16 protein-coding genes are annotated in these 13,738 nt (G+C 54.3%); 8 read left to right on the top strand and 8 right to left on the bottom strand.

Annotated elements, in window-relative coordinates; translation table 11 throughout:
• Nucleotides 1–40 precede the first annotated feature (40 nt).
• Nucleotides 41–598, bottom strand: a complete 558-nt coding sequence (locus GQF00_RS13575; protein ID WP_161319682.1) for an NUDIX hydrolase — start codon at nt 596–598, stop codon at nt 41–43.
• A 309-nt stretch (nt 599–907) separates the two neighbouring features.
• On the opposite strand from GQF00_RS13575, the gene GQF00_RS13580 reads away from it, so the two are divergent.
• From GQF00_RS13580 to GQF00_RS13595, 4 genes are read left to right on the top strand one after another with little or no spacing between them, the layout of a single operon-like run.
• The gene (locus GQF00_RS13580) at nt 908–1,570 is read left to right on the top strand and encodes a helix-turn-helix transcriptional regulator (RefSeq protein WP_237440524.1); all 663 of its coding nucleotides are present in this window, start codon (nt 908–910) and stop codon (nt 1,568–1,570) included.
• Between the two features lie 5 nt (nt 1,571–1,575).
• A complete protein-coding gene (locus tag GQF00_RS13585; RefSeq protein ID WP_161319684.1) occupies nt 1,576–1,980 on the top strand; it encodes a CsgE family curli-type amyloid fiber assembly protein in 405 nt (134 codons plus the stop codon).
• A complete protein-coding gene (locus tag GQF00_RS13590; protein ID WP_202560499.1) occupies nt 1,980–2,387 on the top strand; it encodes a curli assembly protein CsgF in 408 nt (135 codons plus the stop codon). The genes GQF00_RS13585 and GQF00_RS13590 overlap by 1 nt, the downstream gene beginning before the upstream one ends.
• A 21-nt stretch (nt 2,388–2,408) precedes the next feature.
• A complete protein-coding gene (locus GQF00_RS13595) occupies nt 2,409–3,245 on the top strand; it encodes a CsgG/HfaB family protein (protein WP_161319685.1) in 837 nt (278 codons plus the stop codon).
• Between the two features lie 246 nt (nt 3,246–3,491).
• Here GQF00_RS13595 and csgH read toward each other — a convergent pair whose 3' ends face one another.
• The 5 genes from csgH to GQF00_RS13620 all read right to left on the bottom strand — a co-directional run bounded on the left by csgH (nt 3,492) and on the right by GQF00_RS13620 (nt 8,536).
• Nucleotides 3,492–3,914, bottom strand: a complete 423-nt coding sequence (gene csgH, locus GQF00_RS13600; RefSeq protein WP_161319686.1) for a curli-like amyloid fiber formation chaperone CsgH — start codon at nt 3,912–3,914, stop codon at nt 3,492–3,494.
• The gene (locus tag GQF00_RS13605; RefSeq protein ID WP_161319687.1) at nt 3,892–4,566 is read right to left on the bottom strand and encodes a hypothetical protein; all 675 of its coding nucleotides are present in this window, start codon (nt 4,564–4,566) and stop codon (nt 3,892–3,894) included. The genes csgH and GQF00_RS13605 overlap by 23 nt, the downstream gene beginning before the upstream one ends.
• 240 nt (nt 4,567–4,806) lie before the next feature.
• Nucleotides 4,807–6,225 (bottom strand): hypothetical protein, encoded by a 1,419-nt coding sequence (locus GQF00_RS13610; RefSeq protein WP_161319688.1) that lies wholly within the window; start codon nt 6,223–6,225, stop codon nt 4,807–4,809.
• A gap of 528 nt (nt 6,226–6,753) precedes the next feature.
• Nucleotides 6,754–7,953: a hypothetical protein gene (locus tag GQF00_RS13615; protein WP_161319913.1), complete on the bottom strand. Its 1,200-nt coding sequence runs from the start codon at nt 7,951–7,953 to the stop codon at nt 6,754–6,756.
• A 49-nt stretch (nt 7,954–8,002) separates the two neighbouring features.
• Complete coding sequence (locus GQF00_RS13620) at nt 8,003–8,536, bottom strand: hypothetical protein (RefSeq protein WP_161319689.1); 534 nt, start codon at nt 8,534–8,536, stop codon at nt 8,003–8,005.
• A 364-nt stretch (nt 8,537–8,900) separates the two neighbouring features.
• Here GQF00_RS13620 and GQF00_RS13625 point away from each other — a divergent pair, with 364 nt between their 5' ends.
• The 4 genes from GQF00_RS13625 to rssA are packed head-to-tail and all read left to right on the top strand — an operon-like array spanning nt 8,901 to nt 11,218.
• Nucleotides 8,901–9,497, top strand: coding sequence for a CoA pyrophosphatase (locus tag GQF00_RS13625; protein WP_370519504.1), 597 nt, complete (start codon nt 8,901–8,903; stop codon nt 9,495–9,497).
• A 2-nt stretch (nt 9,498–9,499) separates the two neighbouring features.
• On the top strand, nt 9,500–10,039 hold the full coding sequence (locus tag GQF00_RS13630) for a gamma carbonic anhydrase family protein (protein ID WP_161319690.1): 540 nt from the start codon (nt 9,500–9,502) through the stop codon (nt 10,037–10,039).
• On the top strand, nt 10,032–10,244 hold the full coding sequence (locus GQF00_RS13635) for a DUF1289 domain-containing protein (RefSeq protein ID WP_161319691.1): 213 nt from the start codon (nt 10,032–10,034) through the stop codon (nt 10,242–10,244). The genes GQF00_RS13630 and GQF00_RS13635 overlap by 8 nt, the downstream gene beginning before the upstream one ends.
• A 41-nt stretch (nt 10,245–10,285) precedes the next feature.
• Nucleotides 10,286–11,218 (top strand): patatin-like phospholipase RssA, encoded by a 933-nt coding sequence (gene rssA / locus GQF00_RS13640; RefSeq protein WP_161319692.1) that lies wholly within the window; start codon nt 10,286–10,288, stop codon nt 11,216–11,218.
• Between the two features lie 141 nt (nt 11,219–11,359).
• Here the strand turns inward: rssA and GQF00_RS13645 are convergent, their stop codons facing one another.
• Together GQF00_RS13645 and GQF00_RS13650 are read right to left on the bottom strand one after the other, a co-directional pair.
• Nucleotides 11,360–12,622 (bottom strand): HlyC/CorC family transporter, encoded by a 1,263-nt coding sequence (locus GQF00_RS13645; RefSeq protein ID WP_161319693.1) that lies wholly within the window; start codon nt 12,620–12,622, stop codon nt 11,360–11,362.
• A 210-nt stretch (nt 12,623–12,832) separates the two neighbouring features.
• Entirely contained in the window at nt 12,833–13,636 is an 804-nt protein-coding gene (locus GQF00_RS13650) for an inner membrane protein YpjD (protein WP_161319694.1), read from the bottom strand.
• Nucleotides 13,637–13,738 lie beyond the last annotated feature (102 nt).

Genomic DNA, 13,738 nt, shown 5'->3' on the forward strand with positions numbered 1-13,738 from the left:
GGCAAGCTCCTGCAGCTACTGCAGTACAGATCAGCGGCAGTCAATCGTCACTGGGGCGTCGCTGCAGGGGGGCAATGTCCTGACAGCGTACCGGGAATTTGCCGCTTTCCAGATCTTCGATATAGAAACGCAGGGTACGGCCAATGGTGGGGAAAGCCAGTTCGTCCCAGGGAATCTCGTCCAGCGAAAACAGCGCGGCATCACTGCTTTCCTCACCAACGCCATATTTGCCATCCTCGATACGTCCTAGGAAAAACACATACACCTGATTGATATGTGGCAGATTAAAAACAGTGTAGAGGTCGTCGATGGCGACGGTGGCGCAAGCCTCTTCCCAGGTTTCCCGCGCAGCCCCTTCCTGCAGTGTCTCACCATTTTCCATAAAGCCGGCAGGAAGGGTCCAATACCCTTTTCGCGGCTCGATGTCTCGCTTGCACAGCAGGACCTTGCCTTGCCAGATTGGCACGGCCCCCACCACAATTTTGGGGTTTTGATAATGAATAGTCTGACATTTTTCGCACCAATAGCGCGGACGGTTATCCCCCTCCGGGATACTGAAATACAGGTCAGGGTTGCCACATTGGCTACAAAAACGCATGGCCTCTCGCTCGGTCAGATTGGAAATCGGTGAAGACTGTTCATCGGTTATACCCCATATGGGGGGTGTTTATTTTCAGGGCTAAGTATAAATATCGTCCTTGAAACTGTGACAGGGTGCACACTTCTTGGATATTTTCCATAATTTTAAAAATAGCCATAAGAACTAGTGCTCACTCTGATGGCTAGACCTAGACTAACCCCCTCGACTAGCGGTAGCTAGTCGGCTGGCCAACGAGTCAGCTGGGAAGGGAACGACACCTAACCGCATTAGGCGGCGGGGAAAGGGGAAGAGACTATGGATGTTTCAATGGCGCATGGAACGCGTGACGAAAGCAAGGCGTATTTGGTGGTATCGCACTGTAATAATCTTGCCATCCGGCTTCTGGCCAGATCCATCGAAAACCAGCGTGGGGTGGCCTGCACAGCGATTACCCGGGAAGACCTTTTCTGTGACCAGATTCAGGATGACCTGGTTCTGATTAATGTTCTGGATTTCTCTGCCTCGGAGATAGAGCGATTGCTCGGGCGGGTCCAGGAAAAGATGCCGATGTGCCGGGTGATTCTGGTCAACGCTGATCGCGGCGATAATATCTTTTTCTTGTTGAACTGGCCGATCGTGAAAGGTGTTATCTATCAGCAGGACAGCGATGCCCTTATCTCAAAAGCCATAGATGTGGTCTGCAAGGGCCGTAGCTGGTTTCCGCGTAACTACATGGATTACCTGGTACGTCATCGCAAGACGCCGACGCGTTGCGGCCATGTTTTCGAGAGTCTTACCGGTCGTGAGCGACAGGTGCTGGACCATGTGGTGCGAGGGATGAGTAATCATGAAATCGCCGATGCCCTCTGTTTGAGCACGCATACCATCAAGGCTCATCTTCAAAGCCTGTATCGCAAGGTCGGGGTAAAGAACCGCGTAGGAGTAATGCGCTGGGTTCACGAAAACCACCTGGAAGAAGAAGGGGGTTGAGACCCATGTTGCGGCGCGTCCTGCTTGGGGTTGTGTTGCTGGTATTCTCAGGGGCAATCACTACCGCGCTGGCATCGGATCAGGAAGGTGAAATGGGGGTCGTTGTAGACCAGACCATAACGCCTATAGGTAAACGATTTCATCAGCAGTTTTCCTATCAGAGACATTATCTCTACCCGGATACCCCCTACTCGGTGAGTATCCATGAGCAGCCATCCGCAAGGAGTGGCAGCATTATTACCATCAGGGGAGCAGACACCCAGATTGCCCGGTTCGTGCTGTCATTTGCGTCGAACTGGGAGGACGCACGCGTTCAGAGTCTGGTTCAGTCCGTTGAGAGTCAGGTCAGGCGTCTCAAACTGCTGAATGCTCTTGTCGATAACCCGGACCTGGCCAAGGATGGCTACTAATGAAAACCCTGTTGAGTATTGTCACTGGCTGTCTGCTTGCCTGTGGAGTGACGGCAAGCGAGTTGGTGTATCAGCCTGTGAATCCCAATTTCGGGGGAAACCCCCTGAACGGTTCTTATTTGCTGGGTAACGCCCAGGCGCAGAATGATTACAAGGACCCTGAAGCCCGGTCTTCAACTTTCGAGCGCCCCTCCGAGCTGGAGCGACTGACGTCATCTCTGCAGTCGCGGCTGTTGAGCCAGCTGCTTGCGGATGTAGGGGAGGGGAACGAGGGGAGTATCGTGACGGATGATTTTGCGATCAACATCGTTGACGATCAGGGCGTTCTTTCCATTCTGATTGAGGATATTAACACCGGGGAAGTGACGCAGATTGAAGTCGACGGACTGGTCCCGGACACATTTTAAGCATTATTCAGGGATGAGAATATGCAACCGTATCTATGTCGTCTGGCGACAGTGGGGATTTTGGGCCTGTCGTTGGCCGCTTGCGTAACACCACCGCTGGATCCTGAAGCTCCGACGCTGCTTGAGAAGTCAGAGGTTGCCGAGGATCTTGAAATGCTTCCGGCGCCAAAAGGCAGAATCATGGCATCGGTCTACAGCTTTCGCGATTTGACGGGGCAATACCGCCCTGCGCCATCTTCATCGTTTTCCACGGCGGTCACACAGGGTGCGGCGGCCTTTCTGATCGATGCTCTAAACCGTTCGGGCTGGTTTCTGACTCTGGAGAGGGAAGGGCTTCAGGATCTTCTGACCGAACGCAAGATCGCACGGGCTGTGGTGGAAAAGCGACAAAAAACCGGGCAGGCAGTGCCGGATGTACCGGATCTGTTTTCCTCCGACATTCTTTTTCAGGGCGGCATTGTCGCCTATGAAACCAACCTTAAAACCGGCGGCCTGGGAGCGCGTTATCTGGGAGTGGGGGCTTCCGAGCAGTACAGAACCGACCAGGTTACGGTGAATCTGAGGGCAGTTGATGTACGAACCGGGCGTATCATCAATACTGTCTCTACTCGCAAGACCATTTACAGCAAGGAGCTCCAGGTCGGGGTTTATCGATACATCGACTTCAAGGAGCTGCTGGAAAGTGAAGCTGGGGTGACCACCAATGAGCCTGTCCAGCAGTGTGTGAAGCTGGCCATTGAGGCTGCAGTGGCGCACCTGATCGTCAAGGGCGTAATGGATGGCAACTGGCAGCTTCAAAATCCCGATGACATGGGCGCAGAGGTCATTCAGCAGTACAGCGCGGCATTTGGCAACTGATCTGACGGGATGGTGGCTAAGCGGCGCTTAGACTCCAGGTTATCACGCTGCGGGAGAGGGTAACGCTCCTGCGACGCATCAGACAGCAAGAGGGAGGCAGGGCTTGAGCGATGAGACCGGCTGCTTCCTTTGATGGGGTCCAGACTGATACGGAACGTGGCGACCCCTGCTCAACTATCGATTTAACCATGGGCGAAGCCTGGCAATGCCACGGGTTGCGCCAGTATGTAATGAAGATGGGCGGCGTTATCTTGTAGGCGGATACTCCCTGTTCACCTGGGAAACCACTACGTTCTCGCTGTTACTTAGCGAGGCATTGACTCTCACCGTATCAGTGGGGGTGACATTGATTTTTACGTTACCTACCACGAGCCGTTTGGAATCGATGGTTATTCTTCCCGACTGGCTGGTCTTGCTGGTGCCGCTTTTTCCCAGTTTCTCTACTTCAATCCGGTAGGTGAATATGCTCCCGGTATCCTGACATTCCAGTTCAAGCTGAAACTGGTGAAGATCCGCAGAGGGTTGGTTTAGGATGTGAAGAGTGCATGGCTCCCCTTGAGGTACGGCTGGCATGGCGTACGCTCCTCCGTAAGAAAAGACGAGTGAAAGCGCCATAAACAGGCGAAGAAAGCCGGGAAATGGCGAATCAAAATTGATGGACCGTGGCATTGTTTCCTGCTCCGTACTGAATGACTCTGCCCATATTGTTGAAGCCTGATGGCTGAATAATGATGGCGCTATTGCCATGACTGATATCAGCTGATGATTGTTGATGAATATGAGCTGAATTGTCTGAACCACCTTGGATAATGTCTGCTTCATTGCCGGTACCGAATTGTTCTGTCTCGGCAAGAAGATTATTCCCACCGATTTGTACGGTTTCAGCACGGGAAAGAGGCGCCATTTCCTGCGCTGTCTGCGCCAGGCTGCCTGTAGTGTTGGTTTGTGTAATCCCCGCCATGCTATTGGCAGTCTGCTCCTGGTCTACATGGGCTTCGGCAAGGTAGGTACTGGATTGATCGATGACTGCCCGGGAATCCTGCCCATTGGACTGATCAATCCTGCCGCTACTCTCAACGCTGTCATGCTGATGGATGCTGGCCCTGAATCCTTTGGTGTTTTTTTGCATTATCACTGCCGCGTTAGCGGCGCTTCGGGTCTGGGTAATAAGGACCAGACTTTCCTGGCTATTTTCCTGGTGGGAATCTGCAGAATCATGTGAGCCTTCCTGAACAAGGATGGCGGCATCATTGTCTGCCAGTACTGGGCTGGAAACGGACAGCAGCAGGACAGCAATAATCGCAATGCTTTTCGCTTTCATGCTGATCCCTCCGTCAAGTTGCCGACCTTTATTTCATCCAGTGAATAAAATCTTTTTGGGATTATCCAATCAATAGTTTGGCAACACCGGGGTGATTGCGATAGTAGCCAAAGTTACCGAATATTCAGTGGGAAACCTTCATATTGAGGTGTTGTGCCGCCCTCAAATCAAGAAATTGAGAAAAAGAGAAAGGCCGGGTATTGCGCCCGGCCCTGAGACTTTCTTTTCTCGTTTTGGTGCTTAGTTCTGATTGATCAGCGCGTTGTTGCCGCCACCGCCAGCCTGGAAGATGGATGCTGTATCCATGGTTGAGGACTGGAGAATGGTTGCAACGTTTTCGTTGCCGGAAGCGCCAATGCCGCTCTGCTCGATGTAAGCCCAGTTGTCCGGACCGCTCTGATCGATAGTGGCGATGCCATATTCGGCGGATGCGGTCTGTTCAACTTCTGCATAGTTATCGACATCAGTCTGATCAATATCGATTACACCATTGCCGCCATGGGAGTGCGCCTGAGCGTAGTTTCCGGATGCGGACTGATCAACCATGGCCACGTTGTCGGAGCCGGACTGATCCACTTCAGCTTCGTTGCCATTGCCGGTCTGGGTGACGGTGGCGTCGTTGCGATCGCCAAGGCCCTGATCCACATTTGCAATGTGGTCATCACCACTCTGGTCAACACTGGCGCTACTTTCCCAGGAGCCTTGCTGATCAATGTCAGCCATGTTGCCGCTGTCCGTCTGTGTGATCATTGCGGAAGAGAGCCCGGAGAAGTTCTGGGTGACGGTGGCAGTGTTGCCCAGACCGCTTTGATCAACGGTGGCATCTGATGCGAATGAGATATTGGTCTGGCTCACGCTGGCGGTGTGACCGAAACCAGTCTGATCCACATCAGCGGTGGCAAAGCTGGACAGGGACTGGTCAACAGTGGCTGTTAGGCCGCCACCAGCCACTTGATCCACTGTTGCAACATTGCCGGCACCAAAGGACTGGGTCACAGTTGCGGTTGAGAAGGAATCAACCAACTGGTTGATGGTGGCGGAAGATCCCGCTGTGGCTGTCTGGGTAATGCTGGCATCGGCTACCGCAGCCAGGCCCTGATTGATGGTTGCATCTGAACCGATGGAATCGGTCTGGGTGATGGTGGCATCAACGAAGGCATCCAGATTCTGGTTCACGGTCGCCGTATTAAAGGCCCCCCCGTCCTGGGTGATGGTGGCATCAGCATCAAGGGTGCCGGTTTGGGTTACAGAGGCGTCGGAACCAAATGATCCCCCTACCTGGTTAATGGAAGCAGAAGAACTGGCAAGATTCCCTTCCGCATCATCTTGATCGATGGACGCGCTGTTGGCGTTACCAACCTGCACAACTGAACCTTCAACAGAGGCGCTGGAGTTTTGGTTGATGACGGCACTATTGTCGTTGCCGGTAGTATCAACAGAAGCAGTCTGAGTATCGCTGCTGTTGGTCTGCAATACATCGGCGCTATTGTTGTCCCCAACCTGGGAGACTGTAGCGTCATTGAAATCCGTGTTGGATTGAGTGGTCGTTGCAGTGTTGCCACTGCCCGTCTGGCTGGTTGTTGCGGTGTTGCCTGCGGCGTAGGCGCCGGAGGCAAGAGCCAGGGTGACGGCGGCTGCGATAGGCTTGATTATGTTCATTTTCCCTTCTCCTCATATTTGGCATGCATCCTGCGACCCGAGGTCTTACTTCTTGTCTTGAATCGCACAAGATTAATTGTGATAGAGATCAAGAAAATTAAGTATTGCTCCGCGAGACCAATTTATTTTTTTAAAAATAGGTCTGCGAGTTAGGCAAAAATATACAAGGGACCAGGAGTGTGCTTCTTCATCAAAAGCGGAGATGAGAATTATTTTAAGACGCTAATGGATGACGTTGTTGTCAAGGTGTTAATGAGTGGGATGAGTTAGCGCATGTCGATAATGAGAGTGGGGTATTTAATATGGTTTCTTTTCTGTAAGTGCTTGAGATGTGGAGCGTAAAGGGTTGTTGTTTAAACATTAAAATTTCTTTGTGCTTGGCATTGTTTTGGATGTGAAGTTTATTGTTAATAAACTGTCGCCAATGGGAGCTTGAATGGTGGGCTGAAAGATAAATGATTCAGGACTGAACATTCACAAAAAAACCGGGCCACCAAAGGGCAGCCCGGTTTTCTGGAAACGCTGAAATTACATTTGTGTAATGGAAGCGTTGTTCCCTGCGCCGCCGTACTGGCTGATGCTTGCGGTGTTGGCATCAGAGCTTTGCAGGATGGTGGCAGTATTCGGATCAATGCTGGTGCCCAGGCCGGTCTGCAGGATATCGGCTGTATTCCCTGCGCCAGTCTGTTCGATGGAAGCGATCCCATATTCAGCCGGGGCTGTCTGGTTGATATAGGCAGAGTTGCCAGTGTTACTTTGCAGAATGGTAGCTTCACCATTGCCGCCCCACTGATCGATATCGCCGCTGTTGTTATCGCCGGACTGGGTGACGGTGCCCACGTTATCAGAGCCTGACTGCTCAATTCGACCGTAGTTCATGTCACCGGTCTGAGTGAGGGTGGCCAGGTTGCGGTCGCCAAGACCCTGATCCACTTCACCAATCAGGTTGGTGCCATTCTGGTCAACGTAGGCTTCCGAATGATGGGATTCATCCTGAATCACGTCGGCCATGTTGTTGGTGCCCTGTTGCATGACGTCAGCGAAGGCATAATCAGACACGTTTTGCTGGCTCACGCTGGCAGTGTTGCTGTCGCCGGTTTGCTCTACATAGGCTTCTGAAAAGTCACTGTCGCTCTGGTTGACCGTGGCAGTCAGGAAGTCGCCATCATGCTGGTTAACGTTGGCAATGCTCCCTTCACCATTGGTCTGGGTGATGGTGGCAGAAGAATCATCAGCGAATGTCTGGTCGATGTTGGCGTTGGCATTCAGGGTGGCATCCTGAACAATCACTGCGTTGTTATTGTCCGCCCCGAGCTGAGTAATTGTCGCCACGGAGGAATCGCTGCCGCCCACCTGGGAGATGGAGGCAGAGGTGTTGTCAGAGGTGAGGGTCTGGCTGATATCGCCGCTGTTGTTGTTGCCATCCTGTTCAATAGTGGCAGAGGCGAACCAGCTGTCGTCCTGCACGATGCCGGCATGGTTGTCATTACCAACGGTATCAATGTCCGCCATCATGGGGTTGACGCTGTTGGACTGGCTTACATCGGCGTTGTTGTTGTCGCCGGTCTGGTCAACGGTGGCAACGGCACCATCGACCGCACTTTGGGTGGTGCTGGCCGTGTTGTTGTTGCCCGTCTGGTTGGTGGTAGCGGTGCTGCCTGCAGCAAAGGCGCTACCGGTTGCAGCGGCCAGAATCGCGATTGCCAAAGGCTTCATTACAACTTTCATGGTCTCTTCCTCATCATTGTCTAGGCAAAAGTGTTAAGTCGTACAAAAGTCAGTCCCATTGTTTAATGGAGACATACATTCCGGCCCCGTACTGGGTTACCGAAATACTGTTGGCCGTGCCGTTTTGCGAGATCGCGGCATGGTTTCCAATTCCGTCCTGGTTTACGCGAGCGAAGTTGTCCTCTCCGATCTGCTCGATGGTGGCGGTGTTGTAATGGCCTTTCTGGTCGATAGCAGCGGAGTTGCCGATTCCGTATTGGGACACTACGGCAAGGTTTTCCCAGCCGAGCTGGGTGATATCGGCATCCTGATTGGTGCCGTATTGAATGACGTCGGCCTGGTTGCCGTAGCCCTTCTGCATGATGCGGGCATTGTGGTCATAGCCCGTCTGAGAGACTGAGGCGGCATTGTTGCCTGTCTGGTGAATGTAGGCTGTCAGGTCTGCCCCTGTCTGGGAAATGTCTGCTTCGTTATGAAGCGGTATCTCATCGAATAATGATAGGTCGCCGGCCTTGCTCTGCATTGTAATGAGCAATAGCAGAGTGACGATGATTCCGGGGCCTATTCCTAGCCCGATATGCATGATCTCGTCCCTGATAATTTTCGTTCCTCGCGATTTAGTCTTGCGCTATTCCCCTGTGGTTGTAATTCGCCATGAGTGCCGAATTTAAAAGCGGCAACCTAGCTCCGAGGTGTAAGAAAAAACATGGCGCGGCCAGCGTCGCTACGTTGTTTGAAAATCCTGAGTCCATCTGGGACGGTAAAACACGGTTGTTGTTGCAAGAGGAGGGTGTAGCCGCAAGGTGTAGGAGATATGCCATGGCCATTGTAGCCAGCGTGTAACAGCGCTAAGTGAATCGGTGAAGGCTTGTCGATGATCGACAGACTTGCCGACAGGGCGGCAGCTGTTCAAACTGTCGTTTGAATCGTCGGTTCTGGAGAGTGTTGTGCTCGACTTGCTCAGGCAGCGGTTGCCTGATTATCAACGCACGGAGTTGCCCCTGGCGCTGCCAGAGGCTGCGGTACTGATGCCGCTGGTGGACAGCCCAGAGCCTCGGGTTATCCTTACCGTGCGCTCCAGTTCCATGCCGACCCACGCGGGTGAGGTGGCCTTCCCCGGCGGCAAGCGGGATCCGGGGGACAAGAACCTGTTGATGACGGCCCTCAGGGAAAGTGAAGAAGAAGTGGGGCTGGACAGGGCCTACGTGGATGTCCTGGGTCAGTTGTCGCCGCTGGCTTCCCGCTATGGCATGAAGGTCACGCCCTTTGTCGGCATTGTGCATCCCGATGCCCAGCTACAGGCTGAACCCGGTGAAATCGAGACCATCTTTCAGGTGCCGCTGGGCTTTTTCCTGGATGAGAAGCCGGAGCTGTCCAGCCCCATTGATTTCTTCGGGCGCCGTTTCCGGATACCCAGTTATTACTATGAAGACAAGCGAATCTGGGGGCTGACGGCCTTCATGATTCTGGATTTGATCAACCACGTATACGATGCCGGTATCGAGTTTGATGTAAGCCACTGGCCGGCAGACAGGGAACAATAAGCATGATTTACAAGATAGGCAGTCGTCGCCTCGAACAGCGGGGCACCGGTCACTGGATTGCAGATAACGCAACGGTAATCGGTTCGGTGATCATGGAGAGCAACAGCAGTATCTGGTTCAACGCGGTGCTGCGGGCAGACAACGACGTTATCGAGATTGGCGAGAATACCAATATTCAGGATGGTTCCGTCCTGCACGTGGACCCGGGTGTGCCGATGAAGATTGGCCGGGACGTGACCGTGGGCCACAAGGTAATGCTGCATGGCTGTACCATCGGGGATAACAGCCTGATTGGCATTAACGCTGTGGTGCTCAACAAGGCAGTGATTGGCAAGAACTGTATCGTTGGCGCGAATTCACTGGTGCCTGAAGGCATGAAGATTCCTGACAATTCCCTGGTGATGGGGTCACCGGCCAAGGTGGTGAAGGAAATCACGGATGGCCACAAGGCCATGCTGACCATGAGCAGCATGCATTATGTGGCCCATGCCAAGGAGTTCAGCGAGCACCTGGAAGTGGACGAACGCTACCACCATGACTGATCGGCAACGTGTCTCACCCTGTGTGTCCATCTGCGCACTGGATGAAGATGATATCTGTGTAGGCTGCTTCCGCTCCGGTGGCGAGATCTCCATCTGGGGACTGCTCACTGATGAGGAGAAAGACGAAGTCTTTCGTCGCATTGAACAGCGAATGAACGGGGAGCGGGCCCCTTGTGTGGTAAGAAGCAGGAACGCACAGCCTTGAGCTGAGACGCGGCTGAAAAAAAGCCGAAGGGATAGATGGAAATGAGCGAAAAGAACACCCTCACTCAGGCGGGGGGCAAACCGGTGGTCGGGTTGGCGCTGGGAAGTGGTTCTGCCAGGGGCTGGGCACACATCGGCGTGATCCAGGCGCTGGAAGAGATCGGGGTCGAGCCAGATGTGGTGGCAGGAACCTCTATTGGTTCTCTGGTAGGCGGGGCTTATGTCACCGGTACGCTCAATGAGTTTGCCGACTGGGTTCAGAGTCTCACCGTGAAAGACGTGGTCGGCCTGTTGGATATCAGTTTTTCCGGTGGGGTGGTGAAGGGGGAGAAGTTGTTTTCCTTCTTTCGCGAGCACCATGAAAATCCGGATATCGAGACCCTGGACAAGAAGCTGGTGACGGTGGCCACGGACATGAAAAGTGGCCGTGAGATCTGGATCACCAAGGGACCGATGCTGGATGCCGCCCGTGCCTCCTGTGCGCTACCGGGTCTTTTTTCGCCGTTTAGCCGGCAAGGCCGCTGGATGCTGGATGGAGGGCTGGTGAATCCTGTCCCGGTGTCTGCGGCGCGAGCCATGGGGGCCGATGTGGTGATTGCGGTCAATCTGAATGCGCAGCTGGTGGGCGCCCATCTGGCCCGGGACACCCGCAGGCAAGTTGAAGACGAGGATGCCTCCGATGAAGAGCGCAGCATCTGGCAGAAGGTGATGGATTATTTTGCCTCTGGCGATGACGAGGACCCGGGTTTCTTCGATGTGGTTGCTTCCAGCATCAATATCATGCAGGACCGAATTACCCGCTCCCGCATGGCCGGCGATCCGCCGGAAATCACCCTGGTGCCTTTATTGGAAGATTTCGCGCTGATGGACTTTCATCGCGCCAAAGAGGCCATCGAAGAGGGGCGTGCGCTGGTAAAGCGCCACGAAGCGGACATTCGTGCGTGGGTGGGTTCGCCGGTGGCGGACAGGGTTTGAAAGGCAATTGATAATTGGGAATGGATAATTGATAACTGGCGCGAGCCAGCTTTTCAGGTTTCTCAAACGCAAGAGGCCGCGTCCAGACTTTGGGCGCGGCCTCTTGCGTCTCAATGACATGAAAGTTGATACGCGTCGTTATCAATTGCCTGCTGCTCTTCTCATCCTTGCCGCTTTCACCATGTTGTCCTTCACCTGAAGGATTTCGATCTGGTAGTCCAGAATCTTCACCGAGATGTTGGCGTCGGGGATGTCCTGTAGGTATTCCAGGATCAGGCCATTGAGGGTTTTCGGGCCGTCGGTGGGGAGGTCCCATTGCAGGGCGCGGTTGATGTCGCGCAGGGTGCTGGAGCCGTCGATAACGTAGGTGCCGTCTTCCTGGGGATGAATATCCTGGCTGGTGGCGGCAAGGTCGGTGGTGAATTCGCCCACGATCTCCTCGAGAATATCCTCCAGCGTTACCAAGCCCAGCACATCGCCATATTCATCCACCACGATACCGATGCGACGCTTGGCATTCTGGAAGTTGATCAGCTGCTGGTGAAGGGAGGTGGCTTCCGGCACAAAGTAGGGTTCCACGGTGTACTGCATCAGCTCGGCCTTGTTGATGTCTTCCTTGAGTAACAGGCGGCTGAGTTTGCGCAGGTGCAACAGGCCGATCATGTTGTTTGGGTCGCCGTTGTACACCGGGAGACGGGTGTGTTGGCTGGACCGCAGGGTGGTGAGGATGTCGTGCATGTCATCCTCCAGATCGATGCCCACCATTTCATTGCGTGGCACCATGATGTCTTCCACGGTGACGGTTTCCAGATCCAGGATGTTGAGCAGCATCTTTTGGTGGTTTTCGGGAATCAGGCCGCCGGCCTCATTCACCACGGTGCGCAATTCTTCCGGGCTGAGGTGGTCGTCATCCTGCTCGTTGGCATTAATGCCAGCCAGGCGCAGCAGGATATTGCTGACGCCATTCACCAGCCAAACCAGTGGCGCGAGAATCGTTTGCAGCGGTTTCAGGGCCAGGCTGGCAGGAAAGGCCACCCGTTCCGGGCGCATGGCGGCAAACGTCTTGGGGGTGATCTCCGCGAACACCAGCATGATGATGGTAATCACGACAGGCGCGACAGCAGCCCCCGTGTCGCCCAGCCAGCGGATGGCGAGTATGGCGGCCACGGTGGCGGCGAAATTGTTGACGAAGTTGTTGCCGATCAGGATTACCGACAACAAGCGGTCAGTGCGTTTTAGCAGGCCTTCCACACGGGAGGCCGCCTTGTGTCCCTGTCGGGCCAGGTGGCGCAGGCGGTATCGGTTGATGGCCACCATGCCGGTTTCACTGCTGGAGAAGAAGGCTGAGCCAAGAATCAGGAAGATCAGGGCGCCTATCAGCCACCCATCAGAGAAGGTATCCAAGGGAAAAGTCGTTTATCCGCCAGTTGGGTAGGTATTGTTCGGGGTAGGGGAGAGGGGTGTCAAGGAGGCGGTGATCAGTTAATAGTTAATAATGAATAATTAATAGCTCGCGAGCCGGGGTTGCCTTGTTCTGCAAGCGTTGAGGCCGCGTCCGGAATCTGGGCGCGGCCTCAACGCTTGAAACTGATAACGACGCTGAACGCGTCGTTATTAATTGCGGTGCAGGATGAACTCCAGCACCAGCTGACTACCGAAGAACCCCACCAGCAACACCGCAAACCCTCCCAGGGTAAAACGGATGGCGGTGCGGCCGCGCCAGCCGCGCAGGTGGCGTCCGGCGAGGAGCGTGGCGAAGACCACCCAGGCGATCAGGGTGAGCACGGTCTTGTGGACCAGATGCTGGGCAAACAGGTTATCCACGTAGAAAAAACCGGAGGCAATGGCGATGGTGAGCAGGATCTCACCGACCCAGATGGCCTCGAACAACATGGTTTCCATCACCTGCACCGGCGGGAAAAGCCGCATGATGCCGCGAATGTGACCTTCTTTGAGCTGATGATCCTGTATGCGGACCAGAATGGCCTGGGCGGCTGCAATGCCGAGTACTGCGTAGGCAAGAATGGAAAACAGTACATGGGTGCCCAGTCCGTGGGCCAGCGGTTGGGCTGTGTCGCCGTTACTGACCCAGAGCATGCCGGGAATCGTCAGCGCTGCAAACGGATAGACAATGGCGTTAATCCACTGAAACGGGCGCCACAAACAGGAAAGCAGCACCGCGATCACGCAGGTGGCAGCGGCCGCGGACGCGACCGGGAAAAGTCCCAGGCGAAGCCCTGCCGGCGTCAACATGGTGCCCCACAGGCTGATCATATGAGCGGCGACAGCAAGTCCGCCAAGGGTCAGGATGGAGCGACGGGACGGTGTGCTTTGCCCGCGAAACTGCGAGAACACCGTCAAGCTGGCCAGGATGTAAAGCGCAAAAGCGGCAAGTCCGCTGATCACGGAAAGGTTCATAGGTGTTGTAATCCGTTTTTAGCCAGCCCGGTCATGGTTTGAGGGCCAGCCCGCTGAAGTCTGGCATAGGCATAACTCTTCTATCAACAATCATTCTCATTT

The sequence above is a fragment of the Alcanivorax sp. DP30 genome, from assembly GCF_009882945.1.
Lineage (GTDB): Bacteria > Pseudomonadota > Gammaproteobacteria > Pseudomonadales > Alcanivoracaceae > Alcanivorax.